Consider the following 17,175-nt stretch of genomic DNA (forward strand, 5'->3'; position numbering starts at 1 on the left):
TATATTGATTATTATAACAATATCCGAATTCAATTGAAATTAAACAGCCAGTCACCAAAAGAGTTTCGGCAACTGGCTGTTTTATAAAGGTGTTTTGATCCCTGTCTCAAAAACGGGGGTCAGTCCCGATTTTATCGGCTTTTTTTATTTATTTTCTCAGCTTGAGCACAAGATCTTCGTCAGGCGTGACAAATAATGTTTGCTGCTGATCATACGTAACAAAGCCTGGCTTTGCTCCGTTTGGTTTTTTCACATGCCGGATTTTTGTATAGTCGACAGGTACGGAGCTGGACTCTTTTGCCTTTGAAAAATAGGCGGCAATTTGAGCCGCTTCAAGCAGCGTTTGTTCATCAGGTGCTTGGTGGCGGATGACGACATGTGACCCAGGAATATCCTTTGTATGCAGCCAAATATCATCACGAGCAGCTGCCTTTGTAGTCAAATACTCGTTTTGTTTGTTGTTTTTTCCGACTAAAATTGGTATGCCTTGGGATGATTCATACGTTTCGAGCTGAATGGCCGCCGGTTTTTTCTTTTTGGCGAGACGCTTTTGTTTGGCGCGTAAATATTTTCCTTCAACAAGCTCTTCTCTCATTTCCTCTAAATCCTTCGGTGAAGCAGAGGACAGCTGCTGAATCAGCTCTTCAAAATAAGCAATTTCTTCATGTGTCCGCTTAATTTGTTCATTTACAGCTTCTACAGCATTTTTTGCCTTTTGATATTTTGTAAAATATGCCTGGGCATTTTCAGAAGGGGTTTTGTTCGTTTTGAGCGGAATCGTGATTTCTCCGCCGTCTTCATCGTAATAATTGATGACAGTCGCTTCTTTATCCCCTTTTTTAATCGCATATAAATTGGCTGTTAACAATTCGCCATAGAGCTGATATTTGTGTGCATCTTGAGATTCTTCAAGTGTTCTTTTTAGCTTTTTCAGCTTGTTTTCATTTTTCTTTTTTTCATTGACGACAAACCGTTCAAGGTCCGCTGCCTGCTGTTTGACTCTATCTCTCTCAGCTTTTCCAAAATAAAAGCGGTCAAGCAGCTGGCTGAGTGAGTCGAATGTCTTCATCTCGCCATGGACATGCTGAAGCTCTAATAAATAGAAATACTCTTTTCCGTCTTTTCTTGTGAGCTGCGGTGTAAAAGAATGCATGCGAATGAGCTGGAACATGTCGAGCAGTGTATTTGGAATCGTTTCTTGATTGGCAAGACCGGCCCGGTGTACAACTTCCTTTGCAAACAGCGGGGAAACCCCAGAGAAGGTATCGACAATTTGATTTGCGATCTTTCCTTCTTGAAAGCGTAAATGCTTCAAAATATCATCCTTTGTCACGTCAAAAGGATTCAATTTTTGCTGCGCAGGCGGCAGAAGGTATTCGTGACCAGGAAGCACCGTTCGATAGCTGTTCACAGATGGAGAAAGGTGTTTCAAACCATCAATGATCTGCTGCGTTCCATCCTCTACCAGAATGAAATTACTATGACGTCCCATGATTTCAATGTAAAGCTTACGCGTCTGCTCATCGCCAATTTCATTTCTGCTTCTTACATGAAGCACGATCACCCGGTCAAATCCAATCTGTTCAAAACGTTCAATGAAGCCGCCCTCAAGATGCTTTCTGAGGAGCATACAAAACATTGGCGGCTCGCTTGGATTGTCGTATTGATGCTCAGTGAGCTGCACTCTCGCATAGCTCGGATGAGCCGATAAAAGGAGCTTATGATTTTTCCCGTTTGCCCGAATATGAAAAATCAGCTCGTGCTTATATGGCTGATGGATTTTTGAAATCCTCCCGCCAGTTAATGTCTCTTGCAATTCATTTGTCATACCATATGTAAAAATGCCGTCAAATGACATGTTGGATACACCCTCTTCTTTCACACAAATCTACTGAAAGAACCTTCTGTTTTCTCGTTCTTTAGGCAGTCTTATTATTATAGCATGATTTAGGACGAGTCTGAATAAACTGGCTTATAGAACACTGCATATGAGAGAGAACAAAAGAGGAGTGGACGAGGTCAAATGAATTGGCATGAACTGAACCAAACCGATTTATTAAAAACAATGAATACATCGATAGGTGACGGACTGTCAGAAAAAGATGTACAAAAGCGGCTTGAAAAACACGGGCCAAATGAATTGCAGGAAGGAAAAAAGGCGTCGGCTCTGATCATTTTTTTAGCACAGTTTAAAGATTTCATGGTGTTAATCTTGCTTGCAGCAACAATCATTTCTGCCTTTTTAGGAGAATACATTGATGCTGTTGCGATTGTAGCCATTGTTTTAATTAATGGTGTACTCGGCTTTTATCAAGAGCGCCGGGCGGAAAAATCCCTTCAAGCGTTAAAAGAATTATCAACTCCGCATGTATATGCAAGGAGAAATAATGAATGGGTTAAGATCCCGTCTAAACATCTCGTGCCAGGGGATATTGTGAAATTTTCGAGCGGAGACCGGATTGGGGCGGATATTAGATTACTAGAAACAAAGAGCTTAGAAATTGAGGAGTCCGCTCTCACTGGCGAGTCCATCCCAGCAGTCAAACACGCAAGTCCTCTTTCAAGCAGCCATGTCTCGCTTGGAGATTTGACGAACATGGCCTTTATGGGGACGCTTGTTACTAGAGGAAGCGGCGTAGGGGTTGTCATTGGTACAGGAATGAATACAGCAATGGGACAAATTGCCGGTATGCTGGATGCAGCAGGTAATATGGAAACGCCGCTGCAAAGGCGTCTCGAGCAGCTTGGGAAAATTCTGATTGTGGCTGCTTTATTTTTAACGGTGCTCGTAGTGGTTCTCGGTGTTGTGCAAGGGCATGAATTGTATCATATGTTCCTAGCGGGAGTATCTCTTGCTGTTGCGGCGATTCCAGAAGGACTGCCGGCGATCGTCACTGTCGCACTTTCCCTAGGGGTGCAGCGGATGATCAAACAAAAATCGATTGTCAGAAAGCTCCCCGCGGTGGAAACACTCGGCTGCGCGTCAATCATTTGCTCAGATAAGACAGGAACGATGACGCAAAATAAAATGACCGTGACCCATGTATGGGCAGAGGGGAAAACGTGGAATATTTCTGGCACAGGCTACGAGCCATCCGGTGACTTTACCTTAAACGGAGAAATCGTCCATGCCGACAATCACCCAAGCCTGCAAAAGGTGTTATTATACGGGGCGCTGTGTAATACATCGACCATCGTTGAAAAAGACGGAGAGATGAGGCTTGATGGCGATCCGACAGAGGGGGCGCTTCTTACCGCAGCACGTAAAGCGGGTTTTACAGAGCAATTCATTGAAGCTGGATTTCATGTCATTGAGGAGTTTCCTTTTGATTCAGAAAGAAAGATGATGTCAGTCGTCGTTGAAACGAATCAAAAAGAGCGGTATGTCATTGCAAAAGGTGCGCCGGATGTACTAATGAACCGTTCAAGTCATATCATGCACGGCGGACGCACAGCTTCTTTTTCAGCGACTCACAGGCAAGAAACAGAAGCTGCAATTCAAGGGTTGGCAAGACAGGCGCTTAGAACCATTGCCATTGCGTATAAAAAAGTCAGTCTGACAGAAAAAATCACCTCTGTAAAGCAGGCTGAAACCGATTTAACATTGATCGGGTTAGAGGGCATGATCGATCCACCGCGTCCTGAAGTCAGACGAGCGATTAAAGAGTGCCGGGATGCCGGGATTAAAACGGTCATGATTACAGGCGACCACGTCGAAACGGCCAAAGCGATCGCCAAAGACTTGAGCCTTTTACCGAAGCAAGGACAGGTGCTCGACGGAAAAGCGCTTGATCAGATGAGCGACAAAGAGCTTGAGCAAACGGCTGAAAATGTATACGTCTTTGCCCGGGTTTCCCCTGAGCATAAACTGAGAATTGTCAAAGCCTATCAAAAAAATGGGCATGTTGTGGCGATGACAGGTGACGGGGTCAATGATGCGCCTGCCATTAAACAAGCAGATATCGGCATTTCCATGGGCATCACTGGAACAGACGTAGCCAAAGAAGCGTCATCTCTTATTTTACTTGACGATAACTTTGCGACCATTAAATCCGCCATTAAAGAAGGCCGGAATATTTATGAAAACATTCGTAAGTTTGTCCGTTATTTGCTGGCATCAAATGTCGGAGAAATTTTGGTCATGCTGTTTGCGATGCTCCTCGCGCTTCCGCTTCCGCTCGTTCCTATACAAATCTTATGGGTCAACCTTGTCACAGATGGTCTGCCGGCTATGGCACTTGGCATGGATAAGCCAGAAGGCGATGTCATGAAGAGAAAGCCGCGGAATGTGAAAGAGGGCATTTTTGCTAGAGGGCTTGGCTGGAAGGTCATTTCAAGAGGCTTCCTCATCGGACTTGCGACCCTTTTGGCATTTATATTTGTGTATCACCGCGATCCAAACAACCTGCAATATGCACAGACTGTCGCATTTAGTACGCTTGTTTTGGCGCAGCTCATTCATGTATTTGACTGCCGCAGTGAACGGTCCATTTTTGAACGTAATCCATTTGGGAACCTTTATTTGATCGGTGCGGTTTTGTCATCACTTTTGCTCATGTTTGTGGTCATTTATTACCCGCCGCTTCAGCCGATTTTCAAAACGGTCGCGATTGCACCAATTGATTGGCTGCTGATCATCGGGATGTCTGCACTGCCAACTTTTTTACTGGCAGGATCACTTTTGACAAGAAAAAAATAATTGATTATGGTATAATTTTGAGGTAATAGTGTCTGCTATTACCTTTTTCATTTTATTAATATGAAAGAATTGGGTGTTTTGACATGATACGCAGTATGACGGGATTCGGCCAAGCGAGTAAAACGGATGGAGAACTGACAGTGTCAGTTGAGCTAAAATCGGTCAATCACCGTTTTAAAGAGGTTCATGCCCGTTTGCCGAGGCCGCTTTTATATTTCGAAGATACATTAAAAAAAATCATTCTTCGTCACGTGCAGCGCGGTAGAATTGAGCTGTTTGTCACGATTGAAGGCGGTAAACTAGCAAGCCGGTCCTTACAGATCGACTGGCCGCTGCTTGATGAATACATGAAAGCCGCAAAAGACCTCGAAGAACGCTATCACATTTCAGGCATTCAGCATGCACATGACTTATTGGGGCTGGAGCTTGCCGTTCAGGTGGAAGAGTCAGCCAGCCGAAATGAACAGTTAGAGCAGCTGCTGATGGAAGCTTGCGAGGCTGCTGTCAAGGAGCTTTGCTTCATGAGAGAGCAAGAGGGAGCATCACTTCAAAAAGACTGTGAACTGAGGCTTTCTGAACTAGAGGCCTATACAGAAGAAATCAAAGTCTTTGCACCAGAGGTTGTGAGTCAGTACAAAGAACGATTGAATCAGCGATTGCAAGAATGGATCGGAGAGGCGCTTGACGAGAGCAGACTAACGACAGAGGCTGCCATCTTTGCTGACCGGTGTGACATTACAGAAGAGATTACGAGACTGAAAAGTCATTTTCAGCAGTTTCAGCAAATCTTGCTGCAAGGCGGTGCTGCCGGCCGAAAACTTGACTTCCTTGTACAGGAGCTCAACCGTGAAGTGAACACCATTGGATCAAAAGCGAACCATCACCATTTAACAAAGCTGGTGGTTGAAATGAAAAGTGCTATTGAAAAAATAAAAGAACAAGTGCAAAATATAGAATAGTCATTGTGTATGCTGTTTACAGTGCGTCTCTTTCGGCGAGACTAGAGACGTTTATATTACAGGGGGACGAAAGAAGATGACCATAAAGTTGATCAATATCGGATTTGGAAACATCATTTCAGCGAATCGGATGATTTCGATCGTCAGTCCGGAATCAGCACCGATTAAACGAATGATACAAGACGCAAGAGATCGAGGCATGCTCATAGATGCTACATACGGAAGAAGAACCCGTGCTGTTGTCATTATGGACAGTGACCATGTCATCTTATCTGCCGTTCAGCCTGAGACTGTCGCGCAAAGACTTTCTGTAAAAGAAGAAATCATAGATGAAGGGCAGGGGTAATACGCCATTATGAAAGAAAGAGGACTTTTAATCGTTCTCTCTGGACCTTCGGGAGTTGGAAAAGGAACGGTCAGACAAGCCATTTTCTCCCAGGAAGATACGAAATTTGAATACTCTATTTCTGTGACGACACGCAAACCGCGTGAAGGTGAAAGAAATGGTGTCGATTATTTCTTTAAAACCAGGGAAGAATTTGAACATATGATTGAAAACAAAAAGCTGTTAGAATGGGCAGAGTACGTCGGGAATTACTACGGCACGCCTGTTGACTATGTAGAACAGACATTAAGCGAAGGAAAAGATGTTTTCCTTGAAATTGAAGTGCAAGGTGCACTTCAAGTAAGAGAAGCATTCCCGGAAGGTCTTTTTATTTTCCTTGCACCGCCTAGTCTTTCAGAACTTCAAAACCGTATTATTACACGCGGTACAGAGTCTGAGGAGCTCATTCGAAACCGAATGGCCGCTGCGAAAGAAGAAATTGAAATGATGGATGCTTATGACTATGTCGTTGAAAACGATGATGTCGAGCTTGCTTGTGAAAGAATCAAAGCGATCGTCCTTGCAGAACACCTGCGCAGAGACAGAGTCGCACCAAGATATAAAAAAATGCTGGGGGTAGAATAAACCATGTTAGATCCTTCAATTGACTCATTGATGAACAAACTTGATTCAAAATATACACTTGTAACAGTGTCGGCACGCCGTGCACGTGAAATGCAGATCCATCAAGATCAGCAGATTGAAAACACAAAGTCTTACAAATTCGTAGGCAAAGCACTAGAAGAAATCGACGCTGGTCTTTTGACATTTGAAAAAGAGGATCAAGAATAACACATCGCTTCTGCAATGCAGATACGATACGTTCAAAAAAGTCAAAACTATGATTGGTTTTGACTTTTTTGAATTGTAGACGAATTTGTGAAAAAGGCCGTTAAGGGGGACAAACAAATGTTACAGTCAAAAAATATATTGCTTGGTGTCAGCGGAGGAATTGCCGTATATAAAGCAGCAGCACTTACTAGTAAACTCGTACAAGCAGGCGCAAATGTAAGAGTGATTATGACGGAATCTGCTCGTGAGTTTGTGTCTCCGCTTACCTTCCAAGCACTGTCTCGGCATGAGGTATATGTAGATACATTCAAAGAAAACAATCCAAAAGTCATTGCACATATTGACGTAGCTGACTGGGCCGATCTCATTCTTGTTGCCCCTGCAACAGCACATACGATTGGTAAAATGGCCGCTGGACTTGCAGATGATATGCTTACGACGACTTTGCTTGCTTCAACAGCGCCTGTATGGATCGCACCAGCGATGAATGTGCATATGTACGATCACCCGGCTGTCAAACGGAATATTCGCACATTATATGAACACGGCTACCGGTTTATTGAGCCAAGTGAAGGTTATTTAGCCTGCGGGTATATTGGAAAAGGACGACTAGAAGAGCCTGAAAAAATTGTGGAACACATCCGGGCCTTTTTTGAAGAGCCAAAAAGCTTACCGCTCTCAGGTAAAAAAGTCGTAGTGACAGCAGGTCCTACTCGTGAAGTCATCGATCCTGTCCGGTTCTTTACAAACCGTTCTAGTGGAAAAATGGGCTATGCGATTGCAGAGGCTGCTCAGCAAATGGGGGCAGATGTGACGCTGATTTCTGGACCTGTTTCTTTAAATGAACCTGACCATGTACATGTAGTGCACGTTGAATCAGCTGAAGAGATGTATCAAGCTGCGCTAGATGTATACGGGGAAGCTGATCTTGTCATTAAATCAGCAGCTGTCGCCGATTACACCCCTGTCACGACATATGCTCATAAAATGAAAAAACAGGACGGCGCTCTGGACATTGAATTCACCCGGACAAAAGATATTTTAAAAGAGCTGGGAAAAAGAAAAGAGCATCAAGTGCTGGTCGGATTTGCAGCTGAAACGCAGGATGTAGAATATTATGCGAAAAAGAAAATTGAATCCAAGCATCTAGATATGATTGTGGCCAATAACGTCACTAAAGAAGGGGCAGGCTTTGGCACAGATACCAATGTGGCAGCGATCATCAAAGCAGATGGAACGAAAAAAGAGCTGCCAATGATGAGCAAAAAAGACCTCGCCTTTGAAATTTTAAAGGAGGCAATACTGCTGCTTCCAAAAGAGCGTGATCGCGCATGATTGCTGAAGTCATCGTAGATGTCACAACGAAAGCCATTGACCGGCCATTTGATTACCGTGTACCAGATCGATTCAAAGATCTCGTCAAAGCGGGGATGAGGGTGGTCGTTCCCTTTGGCCCGCGGAAGATTCAAGGGTTTGTGACAAAAGTCAAAGAGGAAACAGACATCAAGTCAGGAAGCATCAAAGAGATAGTCGATTTATTTGATTTATCACCTGTTCTGACAGATGAGCTATTGGAGCTTTCCCACTGGCTGACGGAAAAAACATTGTCCTATCATATTACGGCACTTCAATCGATGCTGCCCGCAGCCATGAAGGCAAAGTATGAAAAAGAAATACAGGTGCTATCAGAGGAAGAACTTCCGCAGTCATTGAAAGAGCTTTTCGGTCAGCGAGAGAGCATTCTTTATGCTGACATCCCGGCTGAACAATTAAAACAGATTCAAAAACATGTCCAAAAAGGTCATCTAGAGGTGAGATACCATGTCTCGCAAAAATCTGGAAAGAAAAAGGTCCGCATGCTCCAGCTGGCTGTATCGAAAGAAAAACTTGAAGAAAAACAGCAGCAGCTAAAGAAAAATGCGGTAAAACAAAAGGCACTGATCTCTTACTTGCTTCAAGCGGGAGAGACAACCTTTTTAGCGAAAGACTTGCAGCAGCAAACAGGCGCGAGTTCTCAAACGCTTAAAACCTTTATTCAAGAAGGGCTGTTAACAGAAAGCTATGAAGAGGTCTATCGAGATCCTTACCGTGACCGGGAGTTTACACCATCTGCATCACTTGATCTCACGCCTGAGCAAAGAGAGGCGGCAAAACATATACATCAAGCAGTCAGTGAGGATCAGCACGAAACCTTTTTGCTGCACGGAGTGACAGGAAGCGGCAAAACGGAGATTTACTTGCAGACAATTGATCATGTTCTTCAAAAAGGGAAAGAAGCGATCGTTTTAGTTCCTGAAATTTCATTAACCCCTCAAATGGTGCAGCGATTTAAAGAACGATTTGGCTCAAATGTGGCTGTTCTTCATAGCGGCTTATCGACAGGAGAAAAATATGATGAATGGCGGAAGATTCATCGCAAGGAAGTCAAGCTTGTCGTTGGCGCAAGATCTGCTGTTTTCGCTCCATTTGAAAATTTAGGCATGATTATTATAGATGAAGAGCACGAATCCTCTTATAAACAAGAAGAAATGCCTCGTTACCATGCCAAGGATGTCGCCATTGAACGAGCAGTGCGGCATCAATGTCCAGTCGTATTAGGCAGTGCAACACCTTCACTTGAAACCTATGCACGTGCGAAAAAAGGCGTCTATACATTGCTGCCGCTCAAGCACCGCGTCAACCAGCAGCAGCTGCCGCACGTTTCGTTAATTGATATGAGAGAAGAACTAAGAAATGGAAACCGCTCCATGTTCTCAGAAGAATTAATGATCAGGTTAAAGGAAGTGCTTGAAAGAAAAGAACAAGCCGTTTTATTTCTGAACAAAAGAGGCTATTCATCCTTTGTGATGTGCCGTGATTGCGGATATGTGGAGCAATGTCCTCATTGCGAAATTTCTCTCACCTATCACCGCTATCAAAAACGGCTGAAGTGCCATTATTGTGGTCACGAAGCTCCAGTACCTTCTGAATGTCCAGAATGCCACAGTGAGCATATTCGCTATTTTGGAACTGGCACGCAGCGAGTAGAAGAAGAACTGACAAAGGTATTGCCTGAGGCGCGTGTGATCCGAATGGATGTGGATACAACGTCTCGAAAAGGTGCTCACGAAAAGCTTCTTACGTCTTTTGGCAATAAAGAAGCGGACATTTTGCTCGGGACGCAGATGATTGCAAAAGGGCTGGATTTCCCAGATGTCACACTTGTTGGTGTTCTCAGTGCGGATACATCCCTTCACATCCCTGATTTTCGTTCAAGTGAAAAAACATTTCAGCTTCTCACGCAGGTCAGCGGCAGGGCAGGGCGCCATGAAAAAGCGGGCTCGGTTATTATTCAATCGTATACCCCTTCTCACTATAGTATTGAATTAACGAAGCAGCATGACTACGAAGCCTTTTATGAACAGGAGATGCTGCATCGCCGCCACCAGTCCTATCCGCCATATTACTTTTTGGCGATGGTGACAGTGTCACACGAAGAAGTGACGAAGGCAGCACATGTCACTGATCAAATTGTCCAGTTCCTAAAAATGAACTGTGCACCGAATACTCGAATCCTTGGTCCGGCCGCATCGCCAATCGCTAAGATCAAAGATAGATATCGGTATCAATGCGTGATAAAATACAAAAGGGAAAATGAACTGACAAGTTTATTACGGAAAATACAAGACCATTATCAAAAGGAAATGGAACAAAAACAATTGATGATTTCAATAGATATGAATCCATACATGATGATGTAAAACGGAGGGCTGTAAGTGGCAGTAAAACCAATAGTCATACATCCGGCAGAAGTGCTTGAACAAAAGACAGAGCGTGTCGAGACGTTCGATAAAAAGCTTAAAAAACTGCTGGATGATATGTATGATACAATGCTTGAGCTGGATGGAGTTGGACTAGCAGCACCACAAATCGGTATTTCAAAAAGAATCGCTGTTGTAGATATCGGAGAAGAATCTGGCAGAATTGATTTAGTGAACCCCGAGGTGCTTGAAGTAGAAGGAAGCCAGACAGATATTGAAGGCTGCCTGAGCTTTCCAACTTTATACGGCACTGTAGAGAGACCGAACTATGTGAAGGTAAAAGCCTTTGATAAGAAAGGCAAACCATTTACAATAGAAGCAGACGGATTTTTAGCAAGAGCTTTATTGCACGAAATTGATCATTTAGACGGCATTTTATTTACGTCAAAAATCATTGAAACTTATACAGAAAAAGAACTTGCGGAAATGGAAGGGTGAAGAAAATGGCACGTATCGTATTTATGGGAACCCCTGATTTCTCAGTACCTGTGCTGCAAACACTGATAACAGAAGGATACGAAGTGGTAGGGGTCGTCACGCAGCCAGACCGCCCGAAAGGAAGAAAACGAGTGCTCACACCGCCTCCTGTAAAAGTGGAAGCCTTAAAGCACGGCATTCCTGTGTTGCAGCCTGAAAAGGTGCGCCTTGATGAAGAAATTGATAAGGTGCTTGCATTACAGCCGGATTTAATTGTCACAGCGGCATTTGGACAAATCTTACCAAAGCGATTACTCGATGAACCTAAGTTTGGCTGTATCAATGTTCATGCCTCGCTTCTGCCAGAACTAAGAGGCGGCGCGCCGATCCATTATGCGATCCTTCAAGGCAAAAAGAAAACAGGCGTTACCATCATGTACATGGTGGAAAGACTTGATGCAGGTGACATGATCAGTAAAGTAGAAGTAGAAATCGATGAATTAGACAATGTCGGAACATTGCATGATAAATTAAGTGCAGCTGGTGCCGCACTGTTAAAAGATACGGTGCCAAATGTTCTGAGCGGGTCTATTTCTCCGATTCCGCAAAATGAAGAAGCGGCCACATACGCACCAAATATTAAGCGGGAGCAAGAAAGGTTAGACTGGACAAAAACCGGTGAAGAGCTTTACAACCAAGTTCGCGGGCTAAATCCTTGGCCAGTTGCCTATACTGAATGGAACGGCGCTCATCTAAAAGTATGGGAAGCGAAAAAGGTTCCGCTCCAAGTTCAAGAAGAACCAGGGAAAGTGATTGAACTTCAAAAAGAAGGTCCGGTCATTGGAACGGGGAATGAGCAAGGCCTTTTATTAACAGGTGTGCAGCCAGCTGGTAAGAAAAAAATGAGCGGCGAAGACTTCTTAAGAGGCGCAAATATCGAAATTGGACAGAAATTAGGGTTAATGAATGAAGAAAAGTAATGTGAGAGAAGTAGCGCTGGACGCTTTAATCAAACTCGAACAAAATCAAGCTTACAGTAATTTGCTGTTGCAGTCAGTCATGAAAGATAAAGACTTAGCTGATCAGGACAAACCGCTGTTAACAGAGCTTGTATATGGTACACTGCAAAATAAACTGGCATTAGATTATATGCTGACGCCCTTTGTAAAAAAACCGCAAAAGGTCGCTCCATGGGTGATGCAGCTTTTGCGGATGTCTCTTTATCAAATGGTGTACCTTGAAAAAATACCAGATCGTGCAGCCATTCATGAAGCGGTCGAGCTAACGAAAAAGCGCGGGCACAAAGGCATTTCTTCACTTGTGAACGGTGTTCTTCGTTCTGTGCAAAGAGAAGGCGTTCCGGCATTTGATGCAATCAAAGATCCCGTAAAGCGGCTGTCCATTGAGACAAGCCACCCATTATGGCTTGTGCAGGAGTGGGTTCAGGCGTACGGGTTTGAAGCGGCAGAAAGCATGTGCCGCATTCATTTAGTCCCGCCAAAGCAAACCCTTCGTGTCAATCGAATGAAAACTGACCGCACGGCACTGCAGCAAAAACTAATGGATGCAGGCATCGAAACGGAGCTTGGCGACTTATCTGAAGATGCACTTAAGCTCATGAAAGGGTCCATCGTCTCAACCCCTTCTTTTCAAGAAGGCTATGTGACGATACAAGATGAAAGCTCGATGCTTGTCGCAAGAGCGCTCGACCCTCAGCCGGGAGAAACAGTGCTTGACGCCTGTGCGGCTCCTGGCGGAAAATCAACACATATTGCAGAACGTATGAATGATGAGGGCAAAATTGTTTCTCTTGATTTACATGAACACAAAGTGAAACTCATCAAACAAGCAGCAAAACGTCTGAACCTTACTCACATTGAGGCAAAAGCACTTGATGCAAGGAAAGCGGCAGACTATTACAGCGAAGCTTCGTTTGACCGTATTCTCATTGATGCACCGTGTTCCGGTTTTGGCGTCATTAGACGAAAACCAGATATGAAATATACAAAGTCTAAAGAAGACTCAGCAAAGCTTGCGGCTATCCAACAGGCCATTTTAAAGGAAGCGGCCCCGCTTTTAAAACCGGGCGGAACCCTTGTATACAGTACATGTACAATGGACCCAACAGAAAATCAACAAGTGATTCATGCGTTTTTACAAGAACACCAAGACTTCGAACCCGATCTATCTCTTAATGAACGGCTGCCTGAGCAGGTTGCTCCGTTTGTTCAAAACGGAAGTGTACAGATTCTTCCTCATTATTTCGGAACAGATGGTTTCTTTATTTGCAGCATGAGAAAGAAGGGATAAAAAATGACAGAACAAAAAGTAAGAAAAGAACTGAAGACAGAAATGCCGTCGATCTACTCATTTGAGCTTCACGAAATGAAAGAATGGTTAAAAGAACAAGGCGAAAAGCCTTTCCGCGCAGCCCAAATTTTCGAGTGGCTTTATGAGAAACGTGTGACATCCTTTGACGATATGTCTAACCTTTCAAAGGATTTAAGAGAAAAATTAAAAAATCAATTTGCGATCACTACATTAAAAACCGTGATCAAACAAACGTCTCAAGACGGAACGATCAAGTTTTTATTTGAATTACATGATGGCTATACGATTGAAACAGTACTGATGCGCCACGAATACGGCAACTCTGTCTGTGTCACAACTCAGGTTGGCTGCCGAATTGGCTGTACATTCTGTGCATCTACACTTGGCGGGTTAAAACGAAACCTTGAAGCAGGAGAAATCGTTGCTCAAGTATTGAAAGTGCAGCAGGCACTTGACGAAACAGATGAGAGAGTCAGCTCGGTTGTCATCATGGGAATTGGCGAACCGTTTGATAACTTTGACGAAATGCTTGCTTTCCTTAAAATCATCAACCATGATAACGGCTTAAATATTGGCGCGCGTCATATTACAGTGTCGACAAGCGGAATCATTCCAAAGATCTATCAATTCGCTGATGAGCAAATGCAAATCAATTTTGCTGTCTCCCTGCATGCACCGAACACAGAGATCAGAAGCCGTCTGATGCCGATCAATAAGGCATATAAGCTCCCAAAATTAATGGAAGCCATTGAATACTACATTCAAAAAACGGGTAGACGTGTCAGCTTTGAATACGGCCTGTTTGGCGGAGTAAATGATCAAGTGCATCATGCAGAAGAGCTTGCAGACTTATTAAAAGGAATCAAGTGCCATGTGAACCTCATTCCGGTGAACTATGTACCGGAAAGGGATTATGTAAGAACACCGAGAGAACAAATCTTCCTATTTGAAAAAACGCTGAAAGAACGCGGCGTAAACGTAACGATTAGACGAGAGCAAGGCCATGATATTGATGCTGCTTGCGGTCAGCTAAGAGCGAAGGAGCGTCAGGAAGAGACGAGGTGACGAATGTTGATAAGGGCAGCCTTTCAAACCGATACAGGAAAAGTCCGTCAGCATAATGAAGATGATGCAGGTATTTTTGAAGCAAAAGAAGACACCCTTCTAGCTGTTGTAGCAGATGGAATGGGAGGTCATCTTGCTGGTGATGTCGCCAGCAGGATGGCCGTCTCTTCTTTAAAAGAATACTGGGAAGAAACATCTTCAATCCCAGCAAAACCAGCAGAGCAAGAAAGCTGGTTAATCTCAAAAATAAGTGACATTAATGATCAAGTATATGAACATGCGAAAAACAATGAGGAGTGCCAAGGAATGGGGACAACCATTGTTTGTGCGCTCGTTCATTTGCAAACGGTCACAATTGCCCATATTGGCGACAGCCGCTGCTACTTGCTAAGAGAAGGAGCACTGACCCAGCTAACAGATGACCATTCACTTGTAAATGAGCTTGTGAAAACAGGTGAAATTTCTAAAGAGGATGCAGAATATCATCCAAGAAAAAATGTGCTTACGAAAGCATTAGGAACAGATAAACACGTTCAAATTGATGCACATACCTTTGAAGTGGACCCAGGAGATCAAATCCTGCTTTGCTCAGATGGTTTATCAAATAAAGTAGAAGAAGAGAATTTGATTCATATTTTAACGCAAACGACCGCACCAGATGAAAAAGTAACAGCATTAATCCAAACAGCGAATGACAACGGCGGTGAAGATAACATTACAGCAGTATTGTTAGAAATCTCCTCCCAGCCAGAGGAGGGTGACAGCAAGTGTTGATCGGAAAACGGATCAGCGGCCGTTATCAGATTCTTCGCGTCATAGGCGGAGGCGGAATGGCAAACGTTTATTTGGCGGAGGACATGATTTTAGATCGCGAAGTTGCGATTAAAATTTTGCGCTTTGACTTTGCAAGCGATGATGATTTTATTAGACGTTTCCGGCGCGAGGCGCAATCAGCCGCAAGCTTAGATCATTCAAATATTGTCAGCATCTACGATGTAGGGGAAGAAGATGACATTTATTATATTGTCATGGAATATGTCGAGGGGATGACGCTGAAAGAATACATACATGCCAATGGCCCGCTTCATCCGAAAGAAGCCGTTCGCATTATGGAGCAAGTGGTTGCGGCGATGGAAGAAGCCCATGCAAAGCAGCTCGTCCACCGGGACATTAAGCCCCACAATATATTAATAGACAACATGGGGAATATTAAAGTCACTGATTTTGGGATTGCCATTGCACTCAGCTCAGCGACCATCACCCACACAAATTCGGTTCTAGGATCCGTGCACTATTTGTCTCCAGAGCAAGCCCGCGGAGGTCTTGCGACGAAAAAGTCAGACATCTATTCACTTGGAATTGTGCTCTATGAACTCATTTCTGGACGCATGCCATTTGAAGGGGAATCAGCTGTCAGTGTTGCGCTGAAGCATTTGCAATCAGAGCCACCATCTGTAAGAAGGTGGAATCCTTCTGTTCCACAAAGCGTGGAAAACATCATTTTAAAGGCAATGGCCAAAGATCCATTTTATCGATATGAAGATGCATCTGAAATGCAAAAAGATTTACAAACTGCTTTCGACCCTTCAAGACTAAAAGAAAAACGCTTTGTCATTGAAGAGGATCATGAAGCAACGAAAGCGATCCCAATCATTCAAGATCATCAAGTCGATGAAGACAATGAAAAAACAGCTGTCCATCCGGTGCAAAAACCGAAGAAAAAAGAGAAACAAAAGCCGAAAAAGAAACGAAAAAAATGGCCATGGGTTGTGGCATCCATCCTGTTTATTCTAACTGCTGCGACCATTTTAGCCATCACTGTGTTTCCCGGACTGCTCTTTCCAAAAGATGTTGAGGTCTCTGATGTATCTGGCATGACGATTGAAAAAGCAGAGGACACCTTGAAGAAAGCCGGCTTTACCGTTGCCTCTGAACCAATTGAGATCGCTGATGAAAAAATTGAAAAAGGGCTTGTCGTCAAAACAGACCCGAAAATCGGCACAAAGGTAAAAGAAGGAACCGAGATTCAGCTTTACCAAAGTACTGGCAAAGAAAAGACCGAATTACCTGATGTAACAGGTGAAAAGGTCGATAAAGCAAAAGAATTATTAGAGAAAAAAGGGTTTAAGCAAGTTGTTGTGGAGGAAGTAAATGATAATGACACCGAATCTGGGATTGTCATGGAACAGAAACCTTCAGCGAGTACTGAGCTTGTGGCAGCAGATGAAGAAGTGACGTTGACGGTCAGCATAGGTCCTGCCGATATTACTTTGCGGGATTTAACGACATATAGTAAACAGGCTGCATCGAATTATTTAGAGGATAACGGATTAAAGCTTGATGAAAAAGAAGCGTATTCTGATGATGTGCCAAAAGGTGAGGTCATGAAGCAGGAGCCAGGAGCAGGTACTGCTGTGAAACCAGGGGATACGGTTAAGATCACCTTCTCACTCGGACCGAAGAAAAAACCGGCTAAAACGGTAACTGAGAAGATTGCCATCCCGTATGAGCCAGTCACTGAAGGGCAAGAGATGACCGTTCAGATTTCCATTGACGATGCTGAGCATAGCATTTCTGATTCATATGAAACCTTTAACATCACTGCACCAACGGAACGAACCATTAAATTTAAGATTGAACCAGGTCAAAAAGGATACTATCAAGTGACGGTTGATGATAAAGTCGTAAGCTCTAAAACAATTGAATACCCTGACGATGAATAAAGGA

At 43.7% G+C, this 17,175-nt stretch carries 15 protein-coding genes; 14 read left to right on the top strand and 1 reads right to left on the bottom strand.

The window, feature by feature from the left end; all coding sequences use genetic code 11:
- The first annotated feature begins 33 nt into the window (after positions 1 to 33).
- Positions 34 to 87 (top strand): hypothetical protein, encoded by a 54-nt coding sequence (locus AAZR19_RS08895; RefSeq protein WP_421727775.1) that lies wholly within the window; start codon positions 34 to 36, stop codon positions 85 to 87.
- 61 nt (positions 88 to 148) lie between these two features.
- Here AAZR19_RS08895 and AAZR19_RS08900 read toward each other — a convergent pair whose 3' ends face one another.
- The gene (locus tag AAZR19_RS08900) at positions 149 to 1,858 is read right to left on the bottom strand and encodes an Rqc2 family fibronectin-binding protein (RefSeq protein WP_024426952.1); all 1,710 of its coding nucleotides are present in this window, start codon (positions 1,856 to 1,858) and stop codon (positions 149 to 151) included.
- A gap of 165 nt (positions 1,859 to 2,023) precedes the next feature.
- Between AAZR19_RS08900 and AAZR19_RS08905 the strand changes: the two genes are divergently transcribed.
- The 13 genes from AAZR19_RS08905 to pknB all read left to right on the top strand — a co-directional run bounded on the left by AAZR19_RS08905 (position 2,024) and on the right by pknB (position 17,171).
- Positions 2,024 to 4,699: a calcium-translocating P-type ATPase, SERCA-type gene (locus tag AAZR19_RS08905; protein ID WP_434702908.1), complete on the top strand. Its 2,676-nt coding sequence runs from the start codon at positions 2,024 to 2,026 to the stop codon at positions 4,697 to 4,699.
- A gap of 83 nt (positions 4,700 to 4,782) precedes the next feature.
- Positions 4,783 to 5,658: a YicC/YloC family endoribonuclease gene (locus AAZR19_RS08910; protein WP_034281735.1), complete on the top strand. Its 876-nt coding sequence runs from the start codon at positions 4,783 to 4,785 to the stop codon at positions 5,656 to 5,658.
- Between the two features lie 76 nt (positions 5,659 to 5,734).
- Positions 5,735 to 6,004, top strand: a complete 270-nt coding sequence (gene remA / locus AAZR19_RS08915; RefSeq protein ID WP_008344898.1) for an extracellular matrix/biofilm regulator RemA — start codon at positions 5,735 to 5,737, stop codon at positions 6,002 to 6,004.
- A 9-nt stretch (positions 6,005 to 6,013) separates the two neighbouring features.
- Positions 6,014 to 6,628: a guanylate kinase gene (gmk, locus tag AAZR19_RS08920; RefSeq protein WP_024424214.1), complete on the top strand. Its 615-nt coding sequence runs from the start codon at positions 6,014 to 6,016 to the stop codon at positions 6,626 to 6,628.
- A 3-nt stretch (positions 6,629 to 6,631) separates the two neighbouring features.
- Positions 6,632 to 6,835: a DNA-directed RNA polymerase subunit omega gene (gene rpoZ / locus AAZR19_RS08925; protein WP_003211647.1), complete on the top strand. Its 204-nt coding sequence runs from the start codon at positions 6,632 to 6,634 to the stop codon at positions 6,833 to 6,835.
- A gap of 117 nt (positions 6,836 to 6,952) precedes the next feature.
- Positions 6,953 to 8,170, top strand: a complete 1,218-nt coding sequence (gene coaBC / locus AAZR19_RS08930; RefSeq protein WP_434702911.1) for a bifunctional phosphopantothenoylcysteine decarboxylase/phosphopantothenate--cysteine ligase CoaBC — start codon at positions 6,953 to 6,955, stop codon at positions 8,168 to 8,170.
- Complete coding sequence (gene priA, locus AAZR19_RS08935) at positions 8,167 to 10,575, top strand: primosomal protein N' (protein WP_076839542.1); 2,409 nt, start codon at positions 8,167 to 8,169, stop codon at positions 10,573 to 10,575. Before coaBC ends, priA begins: the two co-directional genes overlap by 4 nt.
- Positions 10,576 to 10,590: 15 nt before the next feature.
- A complete protein-coding gene (gene def / locus AAZR19_RS08940; RefSeq protein ID WP_076839543.1) occupies positions 10,591 to 11,073 on the top strand; it encodes a peptide deformylase in 483 nt (160 codons plus the stop codon).
- A gap of 5 nt (positions 11,074 to 11,078) precedes the next feature.
- Entirely contained in the window at positions 11,079 to 12,032 is a 954-nt protein-coding gene (gene fmt / locus AAZR19_RS08945) for a methionyl-tRNA formyltransferase (protein WP_076839545.1), read from the top strand.
- Positions 12,019 to 13,362, top strand: coding sequence for a 16S rRNA (cytosine(967)-C(5))-methyltransferase RsmB (gene rsmB / locus AAZR19_RS08950; RefSeq protein ID WP_326349655.1), 1,344 nt, complete (start codon positions 12,019 to 12,021; stop codon positions 13,360 to 13,362). Before fmt ends, rsmB begins: the two co-directional genes overlap by 14 nt.
- A gap of 3 nt (positions 13,363 to 13,365) precedes the next feature.
- Positions 13,366 to 14,448 (top strand): 23S rRNA (adenine(2503)-C(2))-methyltransferase RlmN, encoded by a 1,083-nt coding sequence (rlmN, locus tag AAZR19_RS08955; RefSeq protein ID WP_024424208.1) that lies wholly within the window; start codon positions 13,366 to 13,368, stop codon positions 14,446 to 14,448.
- A gap of 3 nt (positions 14,449 to 14,451) precedes the next feature.
- Positions 14,452 to 15,222, top strand: coding sequence for a Stp1/IreP family PP2C-type Ser/Thr phosphatase (locus AAZR19_RS08960; protein WP_034281746.1), 771 nt, complete (start codon positions 14,452 to 14,454; stop codon positions 15,220 to 15,222).
- Positions 15,216 to 17,171, top strand: a complete 1,956-nt coding sequence (pknB, locus tag AAZR19_RS08965; protein ID WP_076839548.1) for a Stk1 family PASTA domain-containing Ser/Thr kinase — start codon at positions 15,216 to 15,218, stop codon at positions 17,169 to 17,171. The genes AAZR19_RS08960 and pknB overlap by 7 nt, the downstream gene beginning before the upstream one ends.
- The last annotated feature ends 4 nt before the right edge of the window (positions 17,172 to 17,175 follow it).

Origin of the sequence: Bacillus sp. Je.9.29.b, assembly GCF_051129925.1 — a bacterium.
GTDB classification, from domain to species: Bacteria; Bacillota; Bacilli; order Bacillales; family Bacillaceae; genus Bacillus; species Bacillus safensis.

Bases quoted from the DNA above. Each gene is read 5' to 3' on its own strand.
- AAZR19_RS08900 (WP_024426952.1), bottom strand. From the start codon at position 1,858: ATGTCATTTGACGGCATTTTTACATATGGTATGACAAATGAATTGCAA.
- AAZR19_RS08905 (WP_434702908.1), top strand. From the start codon at position 2,024: ATGAATTGGCATGAACTGAACCAAACCGATTTATTAAAAACAATGAAT.
- AAZR19_RS08910 (WP_034281735.1), top strand. From the start codon at position 4,783: ATGATACGCAGTATGACGGGATTCGGCCAAGCGAGTAAAACGGATGGA.
- remA (WP_008344898.1), top strand. From the start codon at position 5,735: ATGACCATAAAGTTGATCAATATCGGATTTGGAAACATCATTTCAGCG.
- gmk (WP_024424214.1), top strand. From the start codon at position 6,014: ATGAAAGAAAGAGGACTTTTAATCGTTCTCTCTGGACCTTCGGGAGTT.
- rpoZ (WP_003211647.1), top strand. From the start codon at position 6,632: ATGTTAGATCCTTCAATTGACTCATTGATGAACAAACTTGATTCAAAA.
- coaBC (WP_434702911.1), top strand. From the start codon at position 6,953: ATGTTACAGTCAAAAAATATATTGCTTGGTGTCAGCGGAGGAATTGCC.
- priA (WP_076839542.1), top strand. From the start codon at position 8,167: ATGATTGCTGAAGTCATCGTAGATGTCACAACGAAAGCCATTGACCGG.
- fmt (WP_076839545.1), top strand. From the start codon at position 11,079: ATGGCACGTATCGTATTTATGGGAACCCCTGATTTCTCAGTACCTGTG.
- rsmB (WP_326349655.1), top strand. From the start codon at position 12,019: ATGAAGAAAAGTAATGTGAGAGAAGTAGCGCTGGACGCTTTAATCAAA.
- rlmN (WP_024424208.1), top strand. From the start codon at position 13,366: ATGACAGAACAAAAAGTAAGAAAAGAACTGAAGACAGAAATGCCGTCG.
- AAZR19_RS08960 (WP_034281746.1), top strand. From the start codon at position 14,452: ATGTTGATAAGGGCAGCCTTTCAAACCGATACAGGAAAAGTCCGTCAG.